Raw genomic sequence first — 21,569 nt, 5'->3', positions numbered from 1 at the left:
TTATAGCTCCACTTCCAAGCCCATAGAACGCGCAGAACCAGCAATGGTACGTACACGTGCGTCTAAATCAGCACCAGTAAGATCTGGTTCTTTAGTAGTCGCAATTTCTTCTAATTGAGCGCGAGTCAACTTACCAACTTTAGTTTTGTTAGGTACAGCTGAACCCTTTTGGATGCCCGCAGCTTTCTTAAGAAGAATCGCAGCAGGAGGAGTTTTCATGATGAATGTGAACGACTTGTCGTTGTACACAGTGATCACTACTGGAATTGGAAGACCAGCTTCAACTTTTTGTGTCGCAGCATTGAATTCTTTACAGAATGCCATGATGTTAACACCACGTTGACCTAGTGCAGGACCAATCGGTGGAGATGGATTTGCTTTACCAGCTGGAACTTGCAGCTTGATATAGCCGTCAATCTTCTTAGCCATTTCAATTACCTCTGGGTACTAACGCCGTTAGGCTCCCCATACATTTAAGTAACGATACCGTTACAACAACAATGCCCGATTCATAACAAATCGGGCGTTTATCAACCAAGTTAAATTAAACTGATTTTTCGACTTGGCGAAATTCCAGTTCAACCTGAGTTGGTCGATTAAATACATTAATCGTCAACGTTAAACGTGACTTATCGTATAGAACTTCTTCCACCACGCCTTTAAAGTCGGTGAATGGACCGTCAATTACGAGTAATTCTTCACCTGGTTCAAACATCGTCTTAGGACGAGGTGCTTCGCCAGTATTGCGTACACGTGCAAGAATCGCATCAGCTTCTTTTTGCGTAATTGGTGCAGGTTTTTCTGCAGTACCACCAATGAAACCTAATACTTTTGGACATTCTTTAACAATGTGCCAAGTTTCATCATTCATTTCCATTTCGACTAACACATAGCCTGGAAAGAATTTACGCTCAGATTTACGTTTCTTACCATCCTTCATTTCCACTACTTCTTCAGTAGGGACAAGGACTTCACCAAAGCTATCGGCTACAGCGCTACGCTGGATTCGATCATTAAGTGAGCGTAACACTTGTTTTTCATAGCCTGAATAGGCATGAATAATGTACCAACGTTTCATAGCTCTCTTACCCGATAATAAACTTCATTAACCAGCTCAAAGCATAGTCAAAGCACCATAATAAAATAGATGCCACTAAGACTACCGCAAGTACCTGCCAAGATGTGGTCATGGTCTCTTGCTTGGTTGGCCAAGTCACTCGACGTAACTCAATTCGAGCATCTTTCAACAATCGAACAAAGCCTTTGCCTTGATGGGTGGCGTATAATAAACCTAAAGCCACGATGATACAAGCCAAAATTACCCCAACACGGACCCAGACATCATTCGCTGGTGCCCAGTATGCTGGCAAATGTTGATTCACCATCATAGAACTACCGAGTAAAATCAACGCGATAACCCACAGAACATAGTCTAAAGGGGAACCAGAATTAACAACTTCAGCAGGATTATTTCTTTGAGGAATTGGCGCGTCGCTTAATGCGTCACGCGATTTATCATTCGACATTTTTGTACTCGTCGTAGGATTCGCGACTTATTATATGACCAGTTGAGCCAGCATCAAGCTTCTTTTTAAAAAAATTTGGCAGGCCAGGAGGGACTCGAACCCCCAACATTCGGTTTTGGAGACCGACGCTCTACCAATTGAACTACTGACCTACAGAGCAAATCGAGAGTCGAAACTCTCGATCTGTACAATGATAACTGTATTATATTATGCAGTTACTTTAGAAACAACACCCGCACCAACTGTACGGCCACCTTCACGGATTGCAAAGCGTAAGCCAGCGTCCATTGCGATTGGGTGGATTAATTCTACTGACATTTCTACGTTGTCACCAGGCATAACCATTTCAACGCCTTCTTTAAGCGCGATCGCACCAGTTACGTCAGTTGTACGGAAGTAGAACTGTGGACGGTAACCGTTAAGGAATGGAGTATGACGACCACCTTCGTCTTTAGAAAGTACGTATACTTCTGCGTCGAATTTAGTATGCGGTTTGATTGTACCTGGTTTAGCAAGTACTTGACCACGTTGAACGTCTTCACGTTTAGTACCACGTAGAAGAACACCACAGTTCTCGCCCGCACGACCTTCGTCAAGAAGTTTACGGAACATTTCTACGCCAGTTACAGTTGTTTTAACTGTATCTTTAATACCAACGATTTCAACTTCTTCGCCTACTTTCACGATACCAGTTTCAACACGGCCAGTTACTACTGTACCACGACCTGAAATTGAGAATACATCTTCGATTGGCATAAGGAATGCTTGGTCGATAGCACGTTCTGGTTCTGGGATGTAAGAGTCAAGAGCTTCAACAAGAGCAACTACAGCATCTTCGCCGTATTGACCAGCTTCACCGTTAAGCGCCGCAAGAGCAGAACCACGGATTACTGGAGTGTCGTCGCCTGGGAAGTCATAAGTAGAAAGAAGTTCACGAACTTCCATTTCTACTAATTCAAGAAGTTCTTCGTCGTCAACAAGGTCGCATTTGTTTAAGAATACAACGATGTAAGGTACACCTACCTGACGAGAAAGCAGGATGTGTTCACGAGTTTGTGGCATTGGACCATCAGTCGCAGCACATACAAGGATCGCACCATCCATTTGTGCAGCACCAGTAATCATGTTTTTAACATAATCGGCGTGACCTGGGCAGTCTACGTGAGCGTAGTGACGGATTGGAGAATCGTATTCTACGTGTGAAGTATTAATTGTAATACCACGTGCTTTTTCTTCTGGTGCAGAGTCGATTGCAGCGTAATCTTTCGCTTCACCACCGAATTTTTTTGCACACACAGTTGCAATCGCAGCTGTTAAAGTCGTTTTACCATGGTCAACGTGACCGATTGTGCCCACGTTAACGTGCGGCTTATTACGTTCAAACTTAGCCTTAGCCATGCTTTTCTTCCTCGTTTACGTCGAACACAATTCTGAGTAAAACCCAGCTCCGACATATCGCCTAAAAAAAAATAAACACCCAATACTTGAAAAGCAGACTAAAAAGCCTGCTTCTGGAATCTTGCGCAACATTTAAAGTTGCTAAACTGTAAAATCTGGAGCTCTTATCGAGATTTGAACTCGAGACCTCTCCCTTACCAAGGGAGTGCTCTACCACTGAGCTATAAGAGCAAATATAAGCACTTCAATAGATATGGAGCGGGAGACGAGGGTCGAACTCGCGACATGTAGCTTGGAAGGCTACCGCTCTACCAACTGAGCTACTCCCGCACGATGTTGGTACAAACCACTTATTGAAGTCTTAAAATTGGTGGTGAGGGAAGGATTCGAACCTTCGAAACTTTCGTAGCGGAGTTACAGTCCGCCCCCTTTGACCGCTCGGGAACCTCACCATTTTACACTTACTTCAGTGTTGTTCTTTCTACTCACTCTCAAACTTTCTAAGATGGTGCCGGCACACGGATTCGAACTGTGGACCTACTGATTACAAGTCAGTTGCTCTACCAACTGAGCTATGCCGGCGTTTCCTAGTGTTTCGTACGTTTCGTATCGGAACGGTGTGCAGTTTAGCAAATCTTGAAATCCTTGCAAGTGTTTTTTCTAAAAAAAACGTGAAAAACTCATAAAATCAATCCATTTGATGATAATTCAACCGCTTTGATCACTGCGCGAGCTTTTATTTGGGTTTCATTCCACTCTGATTCAGGATTAGAGTCATACACCACCCCTGCTCCAGCTTGAACATAGACCTTATTTTCACGAATTACACAGGTACGAATCGCAATCGACATGTCCATTTCACCATGCCAGCCTAAATAACCAACAGCACCACCAAAAATTCCACGTTTTACTGGTTCAACTTCGTCAATAATTTCCATAGCGCGGATTTTTGGTGCGCCTGAAAGTGTGCCCGCAGGGAATGTTGCTTTAAAAACATCCAAAGCATCGACATCATCACGTACTTCACCTTGCACATTTGACACAATGTGCATGACATGCGAATAACGTTCGATCACCATTTGATCAGTCACGTGAACTTTACCGATTTTAGAAACGCGTCCAACATCATTTCGCCCCAAATCGATCAACATCAAATGCTCTGCAATTTCTTTTTCATCAGATAGCAAATCTTTTTCTAGCGCTAAATCTTCTTCTTTTGTTTTACCCCGTGGTCGCGTTCCCGCCAAAGGACGAACTGTTGCCACACCATTTTCTAAACGGGACAAAATTTCAGGTGATGAACCGACGATATGAAAAGGAATGTCATTTTCTAGTGTCTGCCCTTGCACCAAGAACAAATATGGCGATGGATTGAGGTGACGTAGTGCACGATAGACCTGCAAAGGCTCACCATCAAAATCGGATACCATACGATGGCCCGGCACAACCTGCATCACATCACCGGCCTTAATGTACTCTTTTACTTTCGCAATAGAATCAATAAAATTATCATGTCCAGTGATGGATTCAAACTGTGGTGCAGTATGCTTATTTGCTTTGAGTGCAATTGGGGTTGCCAAAAGTTCTTCTAGCTCATCCAATTGTTGCTGCGCCTTGGTATAGGCCTCAGCATCATTTACATCGGCATGCACAATTAAGAATAAGGTATCCTTAAGGTTATCAAAGACGATGACGGTTTTTGATAGCATCATCCAAATATCCGGAATCCCGACCGGGTCAGCTTCTGGAACGTTATTGAGCTTTGGTTCGATATAACGTACAGCATCATAACCAAAGTATCCAACCAATCCACCGGTAAAGCTCGGCAACGCTGGCAAATCTTGCTGTGTAGGCACTTTATATTGTGCTTGGAAGTCACGAATGTATTGAAATGGGTCAGCACATTGTTGTTTTTCAACCGAGCCATCAGCATGTTGAACGGTCAACTGCCCTTCATTACACGAAAATACGGTGGACTCGCCCAAGCCAATAATGGAGTAACGCGCCCAGTTTTCGCCACCCTCTACAGATTCAAATAAATAGGCTTGTTTATGTTGTTTTAATCGCGCAAAGACAGAAAGTGGAGTTTCTGTATCTGCCAAGCGCTGACGATATACCGGAATCAAGTTATATCCAGCAGTTTTCAGTTGTTCAAATTGAGTTTGTGTAGTCATTTGGGTTTCTCTATATTTCGCGTGGTCAATTTCAGTTAATTTCTTCTCATGCTGATTGAGTGACGCCATCGAAAACCTACACACTTGCTCATTTTCACTTCCTTAACCCTACTTATTTCAACCCAATAATTCTTTTAAGTTATCAACCACGTGCTGCGGCTGACAATCTCGAATATTTTCACCATGATTATAGCCATAGCTGACCACAATACAATCAATACCCGCACGACGTGCTGCCTCTACATCATTGACAGAATCACCCACCATCAAAATTTGCTGTTTCGGCAAGGCATAATGCTCCGCACAATACTCTAGCTGCTTGGGATGTGGTTTACGCTCTTCAAAACGATCTCCGCCAATCACATCATCAAAGTATTCATGCATACCTAGTGCCTGCACAATACTGCGTGCCGGTTGCTCTGGTTTATTGGTCACACAAATCAGAATTTTCTCTTCTGCTTTTGCCCAATCCAAGAACTCTAGAATGCCGTCAAAGGGCTGCGTCAAAACACAAGGATCTGCATTGTAAATCTTTAGAAAAGTTTCCAGTAAAAGATGGTGCTGTGCGGCATCCACCTTCCCGGTCAAGTATTCAAGTACGCTATGACAAAACAATGGAGTTCCTTTCCCAATCCAGTTTCGCACCTGCGCTTCTGTGACCAACGGTAATTGCAACGCATTTAAACTCATATTCATCGCACGATGTAAGTCAGATGCTGAATCGACTAGCGTTCCATCCAGATCAAATAAAATCATTTGGCGTTCTGCTAAACGAACTTCAAACATAATGTCCCTCTATTTTTTTGTAAATTTTCCCCATAAAAAAGGCATGCCCATGCATGCCTTTTGAGGAATGTCTCGGTTTATTTAAACAAGACCCATGCAATAATTGCAAGAATGATTAAAACAATGACTGAGATTAAGCCCACAGAGGCATTTTTTTGCGCTTCACGCTCTTGCTCTACACATGTCGCTGGAATTTCTACATCACATGCTTCATTTTTCGGAACAGCAGTTACGTCAATTCCCTCAGGAATTGGTGCAGGTTTAGGCACATCTACATTGGTCGGCATACCATCACGAGTCAATTGAACTGAGCTATCTCGCTCTTTCAACTCTGGCATACCTTGATCATTCATTTGTTGTGCTGCGGTTTTAACGACAGGCTCTTGTGCCTTAGTCTCAGACGTGTTTGCTACAGACTCTTGTGCCACATTTTCAGAAACTGCAACAGCTTCAGACGGCTGCTGAACAGGTGTAATTTCTTCTGTTTGCAATGCTTCAACGCTTTGTTCGATATCCGCTGGAATCTGAACAGCTTTAGCTGGAGCCAATAAACTAAACTTCACACTGGCAAACTGTACAATATCACCTTCTTTTAAAAGTGATTCACCAGTCAAACGGACATCATTAATAAACGTCCCATTAGATGAATTGAGATCTTGCAACCAGAGTGCCTGATCTTTCAGTACAAAGGCAGCATGTTTACGCGATACATCAGATTCTTGTAAAACAATATCTGCTTGTTGATGACGCCCCACCAACATATCTCGCTCAATACTAATTTCTTGTCCTGTTAAATCACCAGAAATTGCTTGAATTTTCCAAGTCATGAAGTTAATTCTCTATTGCTCGTTTTTTTCATCATAGCATGCAGTGGTTTCAAAGCTAAACCACCCTACTGTCTAACCTAAGGAGTTTCCGCCACTTTGCCATTCGGTACGGTTATGGTTTGGCGCTTCACTGCAGGTTCAATGGCGACTGGCGTGGAGACCACTGCCGCTGGCTGTGTGGTTTGTGGTGCTGTCGGTACCGTCTTATACACAGGGGCTGGTGCTGTACCTTTTGAAACAGGTATGCGCTGCTGATACACATCGTCCACATTTTCAGGTAATTTCGCAAAATTACCGTCATTATCCAGTGCCAGTTGCAGACTATAGAGCTGACTGTAACGTTGCTGAGACATTTTCTTCACATCAGCAGAATTTCCAACAATGGTCGGATGAATAAAGATCAGCAAATTGCGTTTACTGTTGGATTTTCCTTCCGAGCTAAAAAGTTTGCCCAGTACAGGAATAGCCCCGAGCCCCGGAACGGATTGACGCCCATGCAATGTATTGTCCGAGATCAAACCACCCAACACAATCGTTTGACCATGCTCTGCCAAGATCGAGGTTTTAATCGCACGCTTAGTCGTAACTAAATCCGACGCTTGACCTTTATTGTCTTTTACATCAGAAACTTCTTGCTCGACCTCTAAACGCACCGAGCCGCCATCACCAATATGCGGCACAACTTTCAAAGTAACACCGACATCTTTACGCTCAATCGATGTATACGGATTGGCTGTACCACCATTGGTGGTGACCGAACCTGTCACAAATGGAACGTTTTCACCCACCACAATATAGGCTTCTTCGTTGTCCATCGTCACTATCGACGGTGTAGATAATAAATTGGATTTGGTCTTTTCTTTTAAGGCCTGAATCATCGCACCATAGAGTTTGCGCGAACCATCACTGCCTTCACGATAATCACCAAGAACTAAAGAAGTACCCGCACTCACCGCGCTACCCGCACCCGCAGCACCACCAGTTAAATAACCTGCGGCAATATTTTTTAAACTAGAACCAAAGTTATCAAAGTTAATTAAGCCGATACCACTACTGATATCTCCCAACGCCCATTGCACACCGAGCTGATCGGTATCCGTGCCTTCAACTTCAATAATCGCCGCTTCGATCAGCACTTGCTGACGACGAATATCGAGCTGCTGAATCGCAGATTCAATTTCACGCATGAGTTGCGGATCTGCTTTCACAATCAGTGCATTTTGTGTGGCATCAGCAATAATACTCACGCCATTGGCATTAAAGCTTGAGATACCGTTTTGCGTATTATTGGAAGAGTTATTACTGTTGAGGTTAATACCTGAACTGGTGTTATTTTGTGAACTGAATGACTGTGAATTCGAACTGTTACTATCATTCATTAAACTGTTCATCGTGCTGCTATTTGAGCTATTCGATGAATTTGTACTCGAAACGGCCTGCCCTGTGACCAAGCCTTGTAAGATTTCTGACAAGTTTTTGGCACTTGCATACTTTAGACGAAAAACTTTCAATCCACCCAATCGATCTGCAGCAGGCACATCTAAGGTCTCAATAATCTTACGAATACGCTTACGTGTCGCTGTATCACCTTTAATGATAATACGATTGGTTCGATTGTCCGCAATAATACGAATTCGTGAACCTTTCGGGTCTTTTGATGCGCCGGTCGAACTCATCGACTCTAACAGCCCAATCATTTCTTCGGCCTGACTCGATTGCAGCGTCACGGCTTCGATATCATTTTGACCCGTTCCATCTAAATTACGAATAATCGTTTCGAGCTGGTAAATATTACTAGCACGGTCTGAGACGATCAGCGCATTGGTCCCCGCCACTGCTGACAAATGTGCAAATTGCGGCATCAGTGGACGTAGGGCTGGAATTAAGTCGTTGGCATTGGTGTTATCAAGCCAAATTACTCGGGTGACAATTTGGTCTCCAGACGCACGGTGGCGCGCATCATAAGGAATGCCCGAGCTTTTTACATTACTGTCTGGAACCAGTTTAATGGTGTTGCCCGATGGAATCGCCACCACGCCATTGACATTCAATACACCGAGAAACAGGTCATAGACTTCATTTTTATTTAAAGGCTTATTGGAAATAACCGTTACATTTCCTCGTACCCGTGGGTCAACTGCAAAATTTTTCCCCGTGATATCTGCGACTTCATTAATGAATGCCGTAAGATCTGCATCACGTAAATTGATTTTCCATGTTTGTGCATAACTTGCTGTGCTGACCATAGCAACCAAGGGCACCATGGCATAGGCAGCTAAAGTTGAACGGTTAATATTAAATAAAGCCATATACGCCTGTGTTTCCTAACCCTATAAAGTGATGAAACATCACTAAAAATCCTGTTGTATGGTCATCACTTGATCACCACGTTTGACTTCAAGTTTTACCTGCCCTTCACGGCGGGCTTGTTCTAATAATTGCGCCTCAGATTGTCCTGCACCGACTGCCTGCCCATTTAAAGACATGATGCGGTCACCCGGTTGCAAACCCAATTTATTTCTCAAGGCAGCAGGTGTTCGATTTGAAATCTCAAACCCACCATTACCTGATGGATTCACCCCCATTTCCTGCAGATATTGCTCACGATTTTCTGTCATGCGTTGTACGGCCTGACCAATCGCGGACTGCGTCGTGCCTTGCCCTGAATTTGCAGGATTAGCTGCATTTTGCATGCTGTTATTCTGCAAAGATCCGCCTGATGTTGCATTGGCTGTAGGGACAATCGGTTGATCTAATCCGTTTTCAATGCCTTGGAACGCTAATTCACGCCGTGCACCATTGCCCTGCGTTAAAATCACCTTATCCCAGTACACTTCAGCCAGTTTGTATGATGAACCTTGAATGGTTTCTCCAACCAAGTAGCGATCTGAACTCTCATTGACCTTAATCACTGCCGACGAGTGGCGACTTGGCTGTCCAACCACCACACCTTGTAACACCATATTTAACTGCGCGTCAGCTGCTGAACTGCGGTTTTCCTGAAACAAGGCAAAAGAGCTAATATTAGGAACTTGCGTTTGCTGTGAACCCAATTCAACTCGGTCTAACTGCATGGCTTGTGGCGGTGCAATCAATAACCAAAATAAAGCGGCTAACTTCCAGCACAGGTACAAAATTATTAAAGCCAAGACCACAGGTGCAAGTCGATCTGTTTGCTTCCAATTGATCTCGCGGATTTTTTCGAAATAGTCAGCCATCAGTTCACCCCACTCAATAGAGGTTGACGCGAACTAATCACATACGTATCTAATCCTGCCTTACCTTCATAGGAAGCAACATTCATCAAAAAGCGCTGGGTTAATTGCACATCCAACATGAGGTCTGGCTCAAGTGATAAATTCATCATCTTTTGTTCGCGTTGATCTCGAACATCAATCGACAATTTGCCATTATCATCTTTTAATTGGGCCAACATGGCAGGCACATTCATTGACTCTTGACGCTGTGCAAAGCTAAAGGATAAATCCCCGCCTGCCCACTGCATCTCACCTGATGACTGACTAAATCCCTGTTGTGGCTTATATTTAAACTGCACATCTTTTAATTGAATGGCATTCGTTGGCCATTGCCAATCGGCAAAACTTTTTAAGGTTTCAGGAGCAATTTGACCCTCTAAGTTTTTGATGCTAATACTTTTGCCAAAACCATACCCCATCACACCTTGCAGTTTGGTATTGCCACTATGAATTTCAACATTTGCACCCAAGCGTAATAAAATCAAATCCCACGGGCGTGTGTTCCAGTTTAACGAGCCTTTCAAATTTCCTCGTGTCCAATCTGCTTGCCCATGCCAAATATTGCCACTGACGTTATGTAGCATTTGGTTATTTTTATAAAACTTTGTAATGAGCCACGCTGCTGGCACTTGCAGCATAACGAAAATTAAAAAACTGATCGCAGCAAAAATGAGCCACCGAATATTATTAGTTTTATTGATCATCCCACCACAACCGATCCATCAATTTTTTTCCATCATTTAAACATTTTTCTTTATAGACACATTATGCATACTTTTTCTGCATAGCCAATTCAAAGAGATAAAAAAACCAGGCATTTGCCTGGTTTAATTATCCTGAACTCAGGATATGACGATTTCATGAATTATTCTTAAATTAAGAAGTCTTCTAGTTTCGCGCCTTTTTCTAGCTCAGCCACTAACCAACGCGGTTGTTTACCACGACCAGTCCAAGTGTCATCTGCATTAGTTTTGCTACGGTAACGTGGCTCAACAGCTTTACGAGTTGATTTTTTACGTTTGCTTGAACCAAATTCAAGGATTTGTTCAACGCTTAAATCTAAATTTTCTGCAATTTCAACAATACGGTTGTACGCATCTTCAATCGCTTGATCTTTTTTAGATGCAATCAGTGCTTCAGCTTCTACTTGAAGCTTCTTTAACTCTTCAACTGATAAATTACTAATATCAGGCATAATCTTTAACTCCGAAATTTCATTTTAATAATGCTTATGAAAACTCGCTCATAATATTATAATAAAATTTTTATTCAATAAATAATTTTCATTTTACTACAATATTTTAACACGACTCCTTAAAATATATAAAGTTAAATTGTATTTAAATATTATTTCCCACTGAAATCTCTAAAGCTTTTATTTGGGTCTTTATACTTTCTGGAATTGAAGTTTTTTGTAGGGTAGTTTTATCCACGCACACAATAACTGCATCGCCTGTTGCAACGATTTTTTGTTGCTTTTCACTCCATAATATATAACTCATACGAAATGCACTATTCCTTAATTCTTCAACGCGCGTTGCCACTTTTAAAATATCAGGATAAACCACTGGGCTTAAATATTTACACTGGCTTGAAGCAACAACCGTAACCACAGACTGATTAAATATATCCAACTGGTCTAAATAACCAATCCGCGCACTTTCCATATAACGATAATAATTCACGTTATTTACATGCCCAAAAGCATCCATATCCCCCCAAGCGACGTGTTGAGTATGAACCAATGAATATTGAGCTAAATCTTCTTGCATATAATGTCCTTATATTCGAATTTCCATAAAATTAGCATTATTTTCAAATATTAAATTTAATTGTTTGATCAAGTCATCCTGCTGATTTAAGGCTGACTTGATGCGTAAATAACTCATTAATACATCATTTGGATATAATTCTAACAATGCATCTGCTTCAGCTTGACGTGCTGTCGCTTGGTAAATATTCCATTTTGCAAAACTAAAAACAGGCAGCGCAGGATACTTTTCTTCCCAACGTTGAATCTGCTGTTCTACAGCCACATAGTCAGGGTTTTGCTTCAGCATTTTTTGCTGGAACCACAAAAAGAACACTTCTTTGTTAAATTGCTGTTCCAGTAAATGAATAGCCAATTGCTCATGTTCCTGACTCATCTCTGGCACACGAGACAAGACTTTTAACCAAAGCACTTTGACCGCATATTTACGCTCTGTTATTTGATCTTGCAAATCCAAATAACGCTGCTTTAAATGCTGTAAGTCATCGACATCAGCTTGATCAAATGCAGATAATAATTGCTCCAACCAAGCTTGTTTTGTCAGCTCATCTAAATGTCCATAACGTGTCGAACGCAAATACAACCAAGGAAACTGCAACGCAAACATGCCCCATAGCGTGGTTAAACGCTGCTCATAGGCAGTGCTGACTTTTTGCAACCATGGCGATAATTCATGTTGATTCAAAAATTCAAGATGGGTTAAAGCCTTTTCACCCTCTTGTTGGGATAAATAAATTTCAATCCGTTGCAATTCTGCGAGTTCAAAAGCCATTGGGTTGGTCTGAGTTAATGCATTTAATGCTGTTTCATATTGTTGCTGAATCCAACATAAACGCGCATCAATCACCCCTTTTAATAATCCAGACTCAGTAAAAGCTTGCTGAATAAAGTTTTTTTGATCTTGCGCAGCATTTAAAAGCCAAATGACAGCCAATTGTTCATAGGGATGCAGTTTATTAAAACTAAAGACTGTTTCAGATTTACGCTGCTCTCGACTTAAATAGCGTTTAACCGTATACCAAAGCATTTGCACGAACAAACTCAGTAGTGCCAGCAATAATGCTAAAAACCAAATATTGGATTGAACTTGCCATTCACGCCAGTATAAATAGACATAGCCTGCACCATGTCCAAAACTCAGCAAACTAATAATGGCAACAACCAATAAGCTAATAAATAAATAGGCCAATAAAATATGTTTCATAGTCGATTATCCTATGAGTGCCCGAGTATTTAATAGCGGTACAGAAATAACCGGAATGTCCTTTAATTGTTCTAGACGTTGGCGTATCGGTTTTAATGAAGCATCTGGCAATTGCTGCATAATTTGCATAATTTCAGTGATTTCTTGTTGAAATTGAGGATATTGTCCTTGATTTAAAACCTGCTGAGCCAAAATTAAACGTAACTGCATTTCTTTTAATACCAAGCTACGCTGCATTAATACGGGACTCGGTTGTTCGACTGATTCGACTTGAATCCATTTTTGCCAAAAAGAAAGACCTTTTTGCTGCTCTTTTGAACTATAGGGCTTTAATATTTCTTTTTCTAACAATTGATCGATCGATTGCAGGGTATTTTTCACTTTATCAGACTGCAACTGACGCTCTGTCACATATTGCTTTAAGGTTTCACGGTCTTTTTGAATCACCTGATGCAAACTCATGCGCAGTGCAGGTGCCAAGCTCAACTGATCTAATTGTTGGTCTAATTGGTTTAATTTTTCCAAAGCGACAGCAAATTGTTGTTGCTGCATGGCAAATTCAACCAAATCAAGTTGCTGGCCCACAACCATCATTGGCTCAATACTATGGGTCGCCTCAGCAGCAATCGAAGCATTCGATGTCGTTGCAGCCGACATCTCGGTCGTTGTGCCATTCAACTGGCGTTTCAAAGCCACGACCTGATCATTCAAACCTGCATTGCGCTGTTGCAATAAAGTTTGTTGTTGCATCAGTTCGGTTTGTTGAGCATTGACCTGAAACAAGTCAAAACTGAGTTTAGCCAACCAAAGTACGGCGACAATGACCACAACGACAAACAACTTCTTCATGTATTTCCCTGCACGACTTGCACATGCTGCAATATGTGTGTCGCGTTTAAATCTTCGAGTTGAATAATTTTAAAATCTTTGTTCAGTGTTATACGACTTTGCTCAAGTAGCTCGAACAACCTTACACCTAAAACTAAAAAATGTGCATGACTCAGCACTGATAAATGCGACTGAATCAAGTCAAGCCAATTGAGCCAACTGGCCTCACTGGTGATCAACATACAATACGGAGATGACAACTGATGTTCAGAAATGAGTGTTTTTACTTTTTGAGTGGTCTCTTCCGGTAGATGCCGTTCGTATAGCACAAAATTGAGAATCTGAATGCCACGTGCTAGCAACTGCTGCATCATAAATTGACGACCACCTTCACCGCGCCAAAACGCTACACAAGCCCCGGCCTCTAATTGTTCTAAATGGCTTAAGGTGAGCATTCCCTCTGAGGTTTCCACCTGCGGCACAACACTGTGAATGCCATAATCAGCCAGCTTTGCTGCGGTTGCGTCACCGACTGCAATCCATTGAGTATGTTCGAGCTGTTCAAGTGAAATGCCTGCCTTACGCAGACCTTGTATACCAAAGGTGACCGCAGAGGGGCTCACCACAACCAATACATCCGCAGCACTCAACTGGGCGTAGCACGCTGCCAATGCTTCTGACCATGCCCGCGGCTTGAGCTCAAGTAATGGAAGCTCAGCCACAGCAACACCCGCAGAGCGCAGCGTCAAGCTAAGCTGCGCTGCACGATCTGTCGGACGTGTATTGATAAAAAGCATGTATTAATACAGTGCCTTTAAAATTTCACCGGCACCTTGGGCTAACAAGTCTTGGGCCAATTTGACACCGAGCTGTTCAGCCTGTTCGGGAAGACCTACTTGCTGTGCTTTCAACAAGGTTTGACCGTCAACACTACCGACTCGACCTTCCAAATGAATCTGACCATTTTCTAAGGTTGCATAACCTGCAATCGGTACTTGGCAGCCACCTTCTAGATATGCATTAAAAGCACGTTCTGCACGTACACAAGAATTGGACTCTGCATGCATTAAGGGCAAAATTAAATCCAATACAGCTTGATCTTGGCTACGACATTCTAGGCCCAATGCACCTTGTCCAACTGCAGGTAAACTCACAACAGGCTCAAGAGTATGACGAATACGCTCTGCTAAGCCCAAACGCTTCAGCCCTGCACTCGCCAAAATAATCGCATCATAGTTACCCGCATCGAGTTTAGATAAACGCGTACCCACATTGCCACGCAGATCAATAATTTCAAGGTCTGGACGTTGTTTTAAAATTTGGCATTTGCGGCGCAAGCTCGACGTTCCAACCTTCGCACCCTGGGGTAAATCATCAAAACTGTTATAAGTATTTGAAACGAAAGCATCTAATGGGTCTTCACGCTCACAAATCACGGCCAAGCTTAAACCTTCAGGCAAAGCCATTGGCACATCTTTCATCGAATGAACTGCCAAGTCTGCACGACCATCCAACAACGCCGCTTCTAATTCTTTTACAAATAATCCTTTCCCCCCAATTTTGGCTAAAGGGGTATCTAGAATCTTGTCACCTTGGGTCACAAAGGTCACCAACTCAACTTTCAAATTTGCATGAAGTGCTTCTAAGCGTGCACGAATATGTTCCGCCTGCCAAAGTGCAAGCGGGCTTTGTCGAGTTGCGATCTTAAGGATATTCATAAATTTTAAAATACAGTCTATAGGGCTATTATTCTAAACTTAACTTGCTCAGTTGAAAATGCAAGCTTAATTCGCAATGTGCTTTGACACTTGCCCTATAATTTTTGTATTCGCTCACGTAAATTCGGTAAATGTCGACGGCTGACCGCCAAACGCTCTTCTAAATCTCGACAACGCACCTGATACTGCCCCGAGCTTACGACTTCTAAACCTTCTAAAAAGCTCACAGACACCAAGGCATTTCGATGAATACGTATAAAGCGATCACCAAATTCATGCTCTAAATCCTTCAACGTTTCATCAATGAGTACGCTGCCATTTTTGTGCCGAACAGTGACATATTTCTGATCTGCAAGAAAATAGTAAATATTTTCCACAGGTACCAACTCTACACCACGATAGGTCTTTGCCGCGATTTGATGGCGGCTGATTTTAATTTCGTCCATATTTTCTTTTTGTTTTATCGTGCTCAATTGAGCTTGGGTTAATTTAGTTAAATGATCTAAAACCTGCTGCAATTCCTGTTGCATAACCGGTTTTAGTAAATATCCCTCTGCATTCGATTTAAATGCATCAAGTGCATGATGATCATATGCAGTGCAAAAAATAATAGCGGGCATGGGGTCTAATTCACGCAACAATTTCGCGCAAGTCAACCCATCCATTTCAGGCATTTGTATATCTAGTAAGATGACATCAGGCTCGAGGCTTTGAGCCAAGTCAATCGCTTGTTGACCATGTGAAGCTTTCGCAACCACTTGATGTCCAAGTTGAGTGACCAAACGTGACAATCGCTCTACTGCTAGAGGCTCATCATCACAGATTAGGATGTCCATTTCTCCTCCTTATCTCGTTAACGTCATTTATTTTTATTGGTCAACTGAGATTTCTATTTATATTGATATTGCACCACAGTCGTATACATTCCCTCGCCTGCGTAGGTTTGAAAAGTGACATGCTGACCATAATATGCCTCAAGTCTCTGTTTCACGTTTTCGATGGCAATACCATTCCCCTGACGTAATTTAATTGTATCCTGTGTATAGGGATTTGTAATAACGATATTAATTTGATTTTGTAATATTTCAATCAATATATTTATCGTACTCTTTGTCAAAATCTTTTCAACTCCATGAAAAATACTATTTTCTAATAAAGGTTGTAAAGTTAATAGTGGAATTTGTACTTGAGCGTATTGTTCAATACCTTCTAGTTTCCACTCCACCTTAAGCCGATCACCTAAACGCATTTGTTCAATAGCCAAATAACGCTGACACAGATCGATCTCATCTTTGAGACTTACCAACTTCAATTCTTGAAAACTTGCACGGAACAATCGAGATAAATTCAGTAGCATTTGCTCCGCTTTATCTGGGTCAATCGCAATCAAGCTAATCACATTGTTTAAGCTATTAAATAAAAAATGTGGATGAATCCGAGCTTGCATAGCCTGAATGCGTGAGTTTAATTCACTATGATGTTGTCGACCCCACTGTTCTCTTAAATATAAATATCGAAAACAAAATGCCCCAAGTAATACCCCATAGCTCAGATTTAAAACCACACCAGCAGTTAAAACATCTGCACTCAAACCAGCTAAACTGAAATTTTCACCCAAATAGATCAAAACATTTAAAATTAAGATGGTGAATAACACCAAAGCTTGCAATAAAACAAACCCGCTAAACATGAGCATTTTCATGCTTAAACCACGCGTCTTGCTCTGCAAAAGCTCTGAAAATGCTGCAAATGCCAATAATATCCAGTTAATAAACAACACATGCTGCATGACACTGTAAACACTTAAGGCTTGCCACGATTGAGCTTGTGCCAAAGCCAAGACCAACGCCACAATATTGCCCGCAAGAAAAAGCTCCCACAAATAATGCCAACGGCCCATTTTTCTTGAAAATACAGAAATTGTCATAGGCCCAAACCTTGTCTAAAAGTTTGATCAACTTGCCCTTCGGCAACTGGGTTCGAATTTGCTATACTCTTGTTCAGTTCTATGCTTTTTATCTTATTGAGCCGACATGACCACATCTTCTAATTCCTCAAATCCGTCACAAGCCCAAACTTCAGGCATGTGGGGCGGTCGTTTTTCCGAAGCTACTGACGCTTTTGTTGCTGAATTTACAGCATCTGTACAGTTTGACCAACGCTTTTATAAACAAGATATTGCAGGTTCAATTGCACATGCAACCATGCTTGCAAAAGTTGGCGTTCTAACTGAACAAGAGCGTGACGATATTATTAATGGCTTAAACACTATTAAAGCAGAAATTGAAGCGGGTAACTTCGAATGGCGCATTGACCTAGAAGATGTGCACATGAATATTGAGTCACGCTTGACTCAACGTATCGGTATTACAGGTAAAAAACTACACACCGGTCGTAGTCGTAATGACCAAGTTGCAACCGATATCCGTCTGTATGTTCGCGACGAAATCGATGCGATTTTAGAATTATTGAAAAAATTACAAAAAGGCATCCTAGGCTTAGCGGCGAAAAATACCAATACCATCATGCCGGGCTTCACGCATTTACAAACTGCACAGCCAGTGACTTTTGGTCACCATTTAATGGCATGGTTTGAAATGTTAGTACGTGACTCAGAGCGTTTAATTGACTGCCGTAAACGGACCAACCGTATGCCTTTAGGTTCTGCTGCACTTGCTGGAACAACCTACCCAATCGACCGTGCATTCACTGCAGAACTACTAGGTTTCGAAGCTGTAGCTGAAAACTCTTTAGACGCTGTATCTGACCGTGATTTTGGTATTGAATTCAATGCTGCAGCATCACTCATCATGATGCATTTATCACGTATGTCAGAAGAAATGATTCTTTGGACATCGGCTCAGTTCAAATTTGTGAACATTCCTGACCGTTTCTGCACTGGCTCTTCAATCATGCCGCAAAAGAAAAACCCAGACGTTCCTGAGTTGATCCGTGGTAAAACTGGCCGTGTATATGGTGACTTGATGAGCCTATTGACCCTGATGAAAGGTCAACCATTGGCATACAACAAAGACAACCAAGAAGATAAAGAACCACTATTCGATGCAATCGATACTGTTCGTGGCTCACTCATGGCATTTGCCGACATGATCCCTGCACTAGTGCCAAACATTGACATCATGCGTGAAGCAGCGCTGCGTGGCTTCTCAACTGCAACTGACCTTGCCGACTACCTAGTTAAAAATGGCGTGGCATTCCGTGATGCACATGAGATTGTGGGTAAAGCAGTTGCTCTCGGTGTTCAAGAAGGCAAAGATCTTTCAGAATTAACCCTTGAGCAACTTCAACAGTTCTCTGACTTGATTCAGGCCGATGTCTTCAAAAAAGCTTTAACACTCGAAGCATCTGTCAATGCACGTAACCACATTGGTGGTACTGCACCTGCTCAAGTTGAAGCAGCAATTGAACGCGCGCACGCACGTTTAGAAAAACTTTACGCATAACTTTTTCAAGTTAAATGGAGTATTGATATGTCTCGACAAGTTTTTTGCCGTAAATATCAGGCTGAAATGGAAGGTTTAGACTTTGCACCATTCCCGGGTGCAAAGGGACAAGAATTGTTTGATACGATATCTAAACAAGCTTGGCAAGAATGGCTAAAACACCAAACCACGTTGATCAATGAAAAACGTTTAAACGTGTTTGAAGCTGACGCGAAAAAGTTCCTTGAAGAGCAACGTGAAAAATTCTTCAGCAATGATGAATCTTTAGAAAAAGCCGAAGGCCTAAAGCCTGAGTAAAACTTAAAGCATTGCTTTAAGTTTTACGCAAGACAAGCGAAGCGCGTAGTTTCAAATGTCATGAAGGAGTCCAAAGGGGCTCCTTTTTTTATACTCCGCCACGCCGCAAGACAAGCAGCTATGCTGCGCGTGGGCTTTAATTGAAAAGAATCTCCAAGTTTGGGGATTCTTTTTTACTACTCTACAAATGATTCAAGACAAGCGAAGCGCGTAGTTTCAAATGTCATAAAAGAGTCCAAAGGGGCTCCTTTTATAAATTTAGAAGCACTGTTATTTTCACAAAACAAAGATGACGTCTGTGTAAGCTTTCATTGGGAAATGATCTTCATCATTGCTGGAATATCTTTTATCCATTGATCAATTTTATTTAAACTTAAATAAATGAATTTATTATTTAAATAATGTTAATTGTATTTTTTCCATTACATATATCGATTTTTATCGTTTAAATCCAAACAAAACCTACCAAAGTTATCGACCAATTTGTATCAAAAATTCTTAATGTAAATTTGTGATACATTTCTCAATAAAACACAACATTACACTACAAGAAACTCCATGTATTTCTAAGTCTGCTTTCCTATACTAGCAATCAAGGAGATGGAAACATCTTCCATAATAGCGATAAGTAACCCCGATTTTCCTTCCCAGATTTCCCCCAAAATCTGGGAATTTTTTTATCCAAAATTTGCGCTAACGTCTCACATTTAACTTCAAGCTCTATTCAAATGAAGCGTTGTTCAAACTAGACAAACCCTCAATTTTTTCTAAAAGCTAGGCAATAAAAAAGCCCCGATAACGGAGCTTTTCATAACTTACTTTTTCATCAAGGCTGTTTTAAATACGGCCATGCGGCTTTCAAATATATAAACATCGACCATAAAGTTAAAACCACTGCTGTATAGAGCAATCCATACGCCAACATTTCAAGGGGTTGCCAATTCAGCAAAAATACTGAGATCGCAATCATCTGAAATGCTGTTTTATATTTACCAACGGTTGAAACCGCAACACTGGTACGTGCGCCTAATTCAGCCATCCATTCACGTAGCGCAGACACTGTAATTTCACGTGAAATAATCACAATCGCTGCAAAGGCCATCGAAATGGTCGGTTGCCATTGCACCAAGACGATCAACGCAGTTGCGACCATCAGCTTATCTGCTACAGGATCGAGAAAACGTCCAAATGCTGAAGTCTGATTTAAACTTCTCGCAAGGTAGCCATCAAACCAGTCAGTGACAGCTGCGATCACAAAAATAGCGGTCAGCAATATATGACGTGACATGCTTGCAGCATGCTCACCCACGCCCATTGCAGGTGGCCAGTACGCCACCAACAAAAACACAGGAATTAAAGCAATTCGTGCCAATGTTAAAATATTAGGAATATTCAGGATTCGACCTGTTGTCATAGACACCCCAGTTTTCCCCTCATGCACGATGAAAATGCAAAATAATTTGAGGATTTATCCATCGTTAGTTGCACTCACTTTATACGAAATGCCCCTCAGTGTCACTAGGCAAACACCGTAACAGTCTGTCGCGCAATCGCTATCAACTGGTTATTTTCATCCCATAAATGAGCATATTCCGTGGCGTAGCCATCCGCTGCATAGTCGGTAAATACTTTATATTTAAACCAATTATGCAAGCTTGATTGCAAGGGATGCACATAGGTCAACGTCCACGTTAAAGAACTCGCAGGTGCCATGGTTTTGTACATAGGCAGCACGCCGGGCGGCCACATATCCATCGAGACCAGTAAATCAGCGACGGTCATCTTACGGTTATCATGGCGTTCTGGATTAAAACGCATCCAACCACTAAAGTCAGGCTTTTTGCTTGCTGTACACGGATACTGCCCATCTACCCAGGCCAAATCCATTTGCTGAAAGCACTGTGGTGCAAGTGGATGATGTTCGGCAATCTTTAAGCTGCTCACTTCAGGAAAATTGGGTGCTTGACGCTCCTGATTGACGGCAATAGTTGATTCACGTGGAACACCAAAGCTCGCCAATAAAATGCTTTGTACGGCATCATCTTGCCAAATTCGAACTTCGATGGTGGTGACGGATTTGCCCTGTCTTAAAATTTCCGCACTTAAACGCACGGGCGCCAATTGTACTGGCCCAACAAAGGTCACATTACAACTGAGTAAACGTCGCTGCGGATCGGCAATGGTAGCAACGGCTTTGTGCATCATCATGCCTGCCACTAAGCCGCCATAGATCGTTCGTCCTTGCAACCATCCTTCTGGAATCTCAACCCATTCATTGTGTTCAATATGTTGATACAACTGTGCGAGTGACATCATCAT

Annotated in this window: 21 protein-coding genes, 5 tRNA genes and 1 pseudogene; 2 read left to right on the top strand and 25 right to left on the bottom strand. The window is 41.9% G+C overall.

What is annotated here, in order from left to right; all coding sequences use genetic code 11:
* The 23 genes and pseudogenes from rplK to FTT77_RS02705 form a co-directional block, all read right to left on the bottom strand.
* Positions 1-429, bottom strand: a complete 429-nt coding sequence (rplK, locus tag FTT77_RS02815) for a 50S ribosomal protein L11 (RefSeq protein ID WP_004868049.1) — start codon at positions 427-429, stop codon at positions 1-3.
* A gap of 115 nt (positions 430-544) precedes the next feature.
* A complete protein-coding gene (nusG, locus tag FTT77_RS02810) occupies positions 545-1,078 on the bottom strand; it encodes a transcription termination/antitermination protein NusG (RefSeq protein ID WP_078189831.1) in 534 nt (177 codons plus the stop codon).
* 7 nt (positions 1,079-1,085) lie between these two features.
* Positions 1,086-1,526 (bottom strand): preprotein translocase subunit SecE, encoded by a 441-nt coding sequence (gene secE, locus FTT77_RS02805; protein ID WP_078189832.1) that lies wholly within the window; start codon positions 1,524-1,526, stop codon positions 1,086-1,088.
* A gap of 76 nt (positions 1,527-1,602) precedes the next feature.
* Positions 1,603-1,678, bottom strand: a tRNA-Trp gene (locus tag FTT77_RS02800).
* 55 nt (positions 1,679-1,733) lie between these two features.
* Complete coding sequence (gene tuf, locus FTT77_RS02795; RefSeq protein ID WP_180002848.1) at positions 1,734-2,924, bottom strand: elongation factor Tu; 1,191 nt, start codon at positions 2,922-2,924, stop codon at positions 1,734-1,736.
* A gap of 156 nt (positions 2,925-3,080) precedes the next feature.
* Positions 3,081-3,155, bottom strand: a tRNA-Thr gene (locus tag FTT77_RS02790).
* A 23-nt stretch (positions 3,156-3,178) separates the two neighbouring features.
* Positions 3,179-3,254: transfer RNA gene (locus FTT77_RS02785), tRNA-Gly, on the bottom strand.
* Between the two features lie 38 nt (positions 3,255-3,292).
* Positions 3,293-3,376: transfer RNA gene (locus tag FTT77_RS02780), tRNA-Tyr, on the bottom strand.
* A gap of 54 nt (positions 3,377-3,430) precedes the next feature.
* A tRNA-Thr gene (locus FTT77_RS02775) sits at positions 3,431-3,506 on the bottom strand.
* Positions 3,507-3,604: 98 nt separating this feature from the next.
* Positions 3,605-5,098, bottom strand: coding sequence for an anthranilate synthase component I (trpE, locus tag FTT77_RS02770; RefSeq protein ID WP_078193306.1), 1,494 nt, complete (start codon positions 5,096-5,098; stop codon positions 3,605-3,607).
* A 117-nt stretch (positions 5,099-5,215) separates the two neighbouring features.
* On the bottom strand, positions 5,216-5,884 hold the full coding sequence (gene gph, locus FTT77_RS02765) for a phosphoglycolate phosphatase (protein ID WP_180108817.1): 669 nt from the start codon (positions 5,882-5,884) through the stop codon (positions 5,216-5,218).
* A 77-nt stretch (positions 5,885-5,961) separates the two neighbouring features.
* Complete coding sequence (locus FTT77_RS02760) at positions 5,962-6,711, bottom strand: FHA domain-containing protein (RefSeq protein ID WP_180025945.1); 750 nt, start codon at positions 6,709-6,711, stop codon at positions 5,962-5,964.
* Positions 6,712-6,788: 77 nt separating this feature from the next.
* A complete protein-coding gene (gene gspD / locus FTT77_RS02755) occupies positions 6,789-9,020 on the bottom strand; it encodes a type II secretion system secretin GspD (RefSeq protein ID WP_180108818.1) in 2,232 nt (743 codons plus the stop codon).
* A 42-nt stretch (positions 9,021-9,062) separates the two neighbouring features.
* Positions 9,063-9,929: a type II secretion system protein N gene (locus FTT77_RS02750; RefSeq protein ID WP_180108819.1), complete on the bottom strand. Its 867-nt coding sequence runs from the start codon at positions 9,927-9,929 to the stop codon at positions 9,063-9,065.
* Positions 9,929-10,672 (bottom strand): type II secretion system protein N, encoded by a 744-nt coding sequence (gspN, locus tag FTT77_RS02745; RefSeq protein WP_180078023.1) that lies wholly within the window; start codon positions 10,670-10,672, stop codon positions 9,929-9,931. The genes FTT77_RS02750 and gspN overlap by 1 nt, the downstream gene beginning before the upstream one ends.
* A 167-nt stretch (positions 10,673-10,839) precedes the next feature.
* The gene (locus FTT77_RS02740) at positions 10,840-11,166 is read right to left on the bottom strand and encodes an H-NS family nucleoid-associated regulatory protein (RefSeq protein ID WP_078190459.1); all 327 of its coding nucleotides are present in this window, start codon (positions 11,164-11,166) and stop codon (positions 10,840-10,842) included.
* 142 nt (positions 11,167-11,308) lie between these two features.
* Entirely contained in the window at positions 11,309-11,740 is a 432-nt protein-coding gene (locus FTT77_RS02735; protein ID WP_180108820.1) for a thioesterase family protein, read from the bottom strand.
* Positions 11,741-11,749: 9 nt separating this feature from the next.
* Positions 11,750-12,943 (bottom strand): heme biosynthesis protein HemY, encoded by a 1,194-nt coding sequence (locus tag FTT77_RS02730; protein WP_180108821.1) that lies wholly within the window; start codon positions 12,941-12,943, stop codon positions 11,750-11,752.
* Positions 12,944-12,949: 6 nt separating this feature from the next.
* Positions 12,950-13,792, bottom strand: a complete 843-nt coding sequence (locus tag FTT77_RS02725; RefSeq protein ID WP_180007023.1) for a hypothetical protein — start codon at positions 13,790-13,792, stop codon at positions 12,950-12,952.
* Positions 13,789-14,568 (bottom strand): uroporphyrinogen-III synthase, encoded by a 780-nt coding sequence (locus FTT77_RS02720; protein ID WP_180002832.1) that lies wholly within the window; start codon positions 14,566-14,568, stop codon positions 13,789-13,791. Before FTT77_RS02720 ends, FTT77_RS02725 begins: the two co-directional genes overlap by 4 nt.
* 3 nt (positions 14,569-14,571) lie before the next feature.
* Positions 14,572-15,489: a hydroxymethylbilane synthase gene (gene hemC, locus FTT77_RS02715; protein ID WP_218954051.1), complete on the bottom strand. Its 918-nt coding sequence runs from the start codon at positions 15,487-15,489 to the stop codon at positions 14,572-14,574.
* Between the two features lie 95 nt (positions 15,490-15,584).
* A complete protein-coding gene (locus FTT77_RS02710; protein WP_180108822.1) occupies positions 15,585-16,325 on the bottom strand; it encodes a LytTR family DNA-binding domain-containing protein in 741 nt (246 codons plus the stop codon).
* A 53-nt stretch (positions 16,326-16,378) separates the two neighbouring features.
* Positions 16,379-17,532 (bottom strand): annotated as a pseudogene (locus tag FTT77_RS02705) (sensor histidine kinase).
* On the opposite strand from FTT77_RS02705, the gene argH reads away from it, so the two are divergent.
* On the top strand, positions 17,523-18,953 hold the full coding sequence (gene argH / locus FTT77_RS02700) for an argininosuccinate lyase (RefSeq protein WP_180007020.1): 1,431 nt from the start codon (positions 17,523-17,525) through the stop codon (positions 18,951-18,953). The pseudogene FTT77_RS02705 and the gene argH overlap by 10 nt on opposite strands.
* Positions 18,954-18,980: 27 nt before the next feature.
* Positions 18,981-19,250 carry an oxidative damage protection protein gene (locus tag FTT77_RS02695; protein WP_180007019.1) on the top strand — a complete coding sequence of 90 codons (270 nt, stop codon included), beginning with the start codon at positions 18,981-18,983 and terminating at the stop codon, positions 19,248-19,250.
* 826 nt (positions 19,251-20,076) lie between these two features.
* Here the strand turns inward: FTT77_RS02695 and pgsA are convergent.
* Together pgsA and FTT77_RS02685 are read right to left on the bottom strand one after the other, a co-directional pair.
* The gene (gene pgsA, locus FTT77_RS02690) at positions 20,077-20,664 is read right to left on the bottom strand and encodes a CDP-diacylglycerol--glycerol-3-phosphate 3-phosphatidyltransferase (protein WP_078190467.1); all 588 of its coding nucleotides are present in this window, start codon (positions 20,662-20,664) and stop codon (positions 20,077-20,079) included.
* Positions 20,665-20,768: 104 nt separating this feature from the next.
* On the bottom strand, positions 20,769-21,563 hold the full coding sequence (locus tag FTT77_RS02685) for a thioesterase family protein (protein ID WP_180108824.1): 795 nt from the start codon (positions 21,561-21,563) through the stop codon (positions 20,769-20,771).
* Positions 21,564-21,569: the final 6 nt, after the last annotated feature.

This window comes from Acinetobacter sp. YH01010, assembly GCF_013420775.1.
GTDB lineage: Bacteria > Pseudomonadota > Gammaproteobacteria > Pseudomonadales > Moraxellaceae > Acinetobacter > Acinetobacter amyesii.
This window is presented reverse-complemented; position numbering and strand designations above follow the sequence as displayed.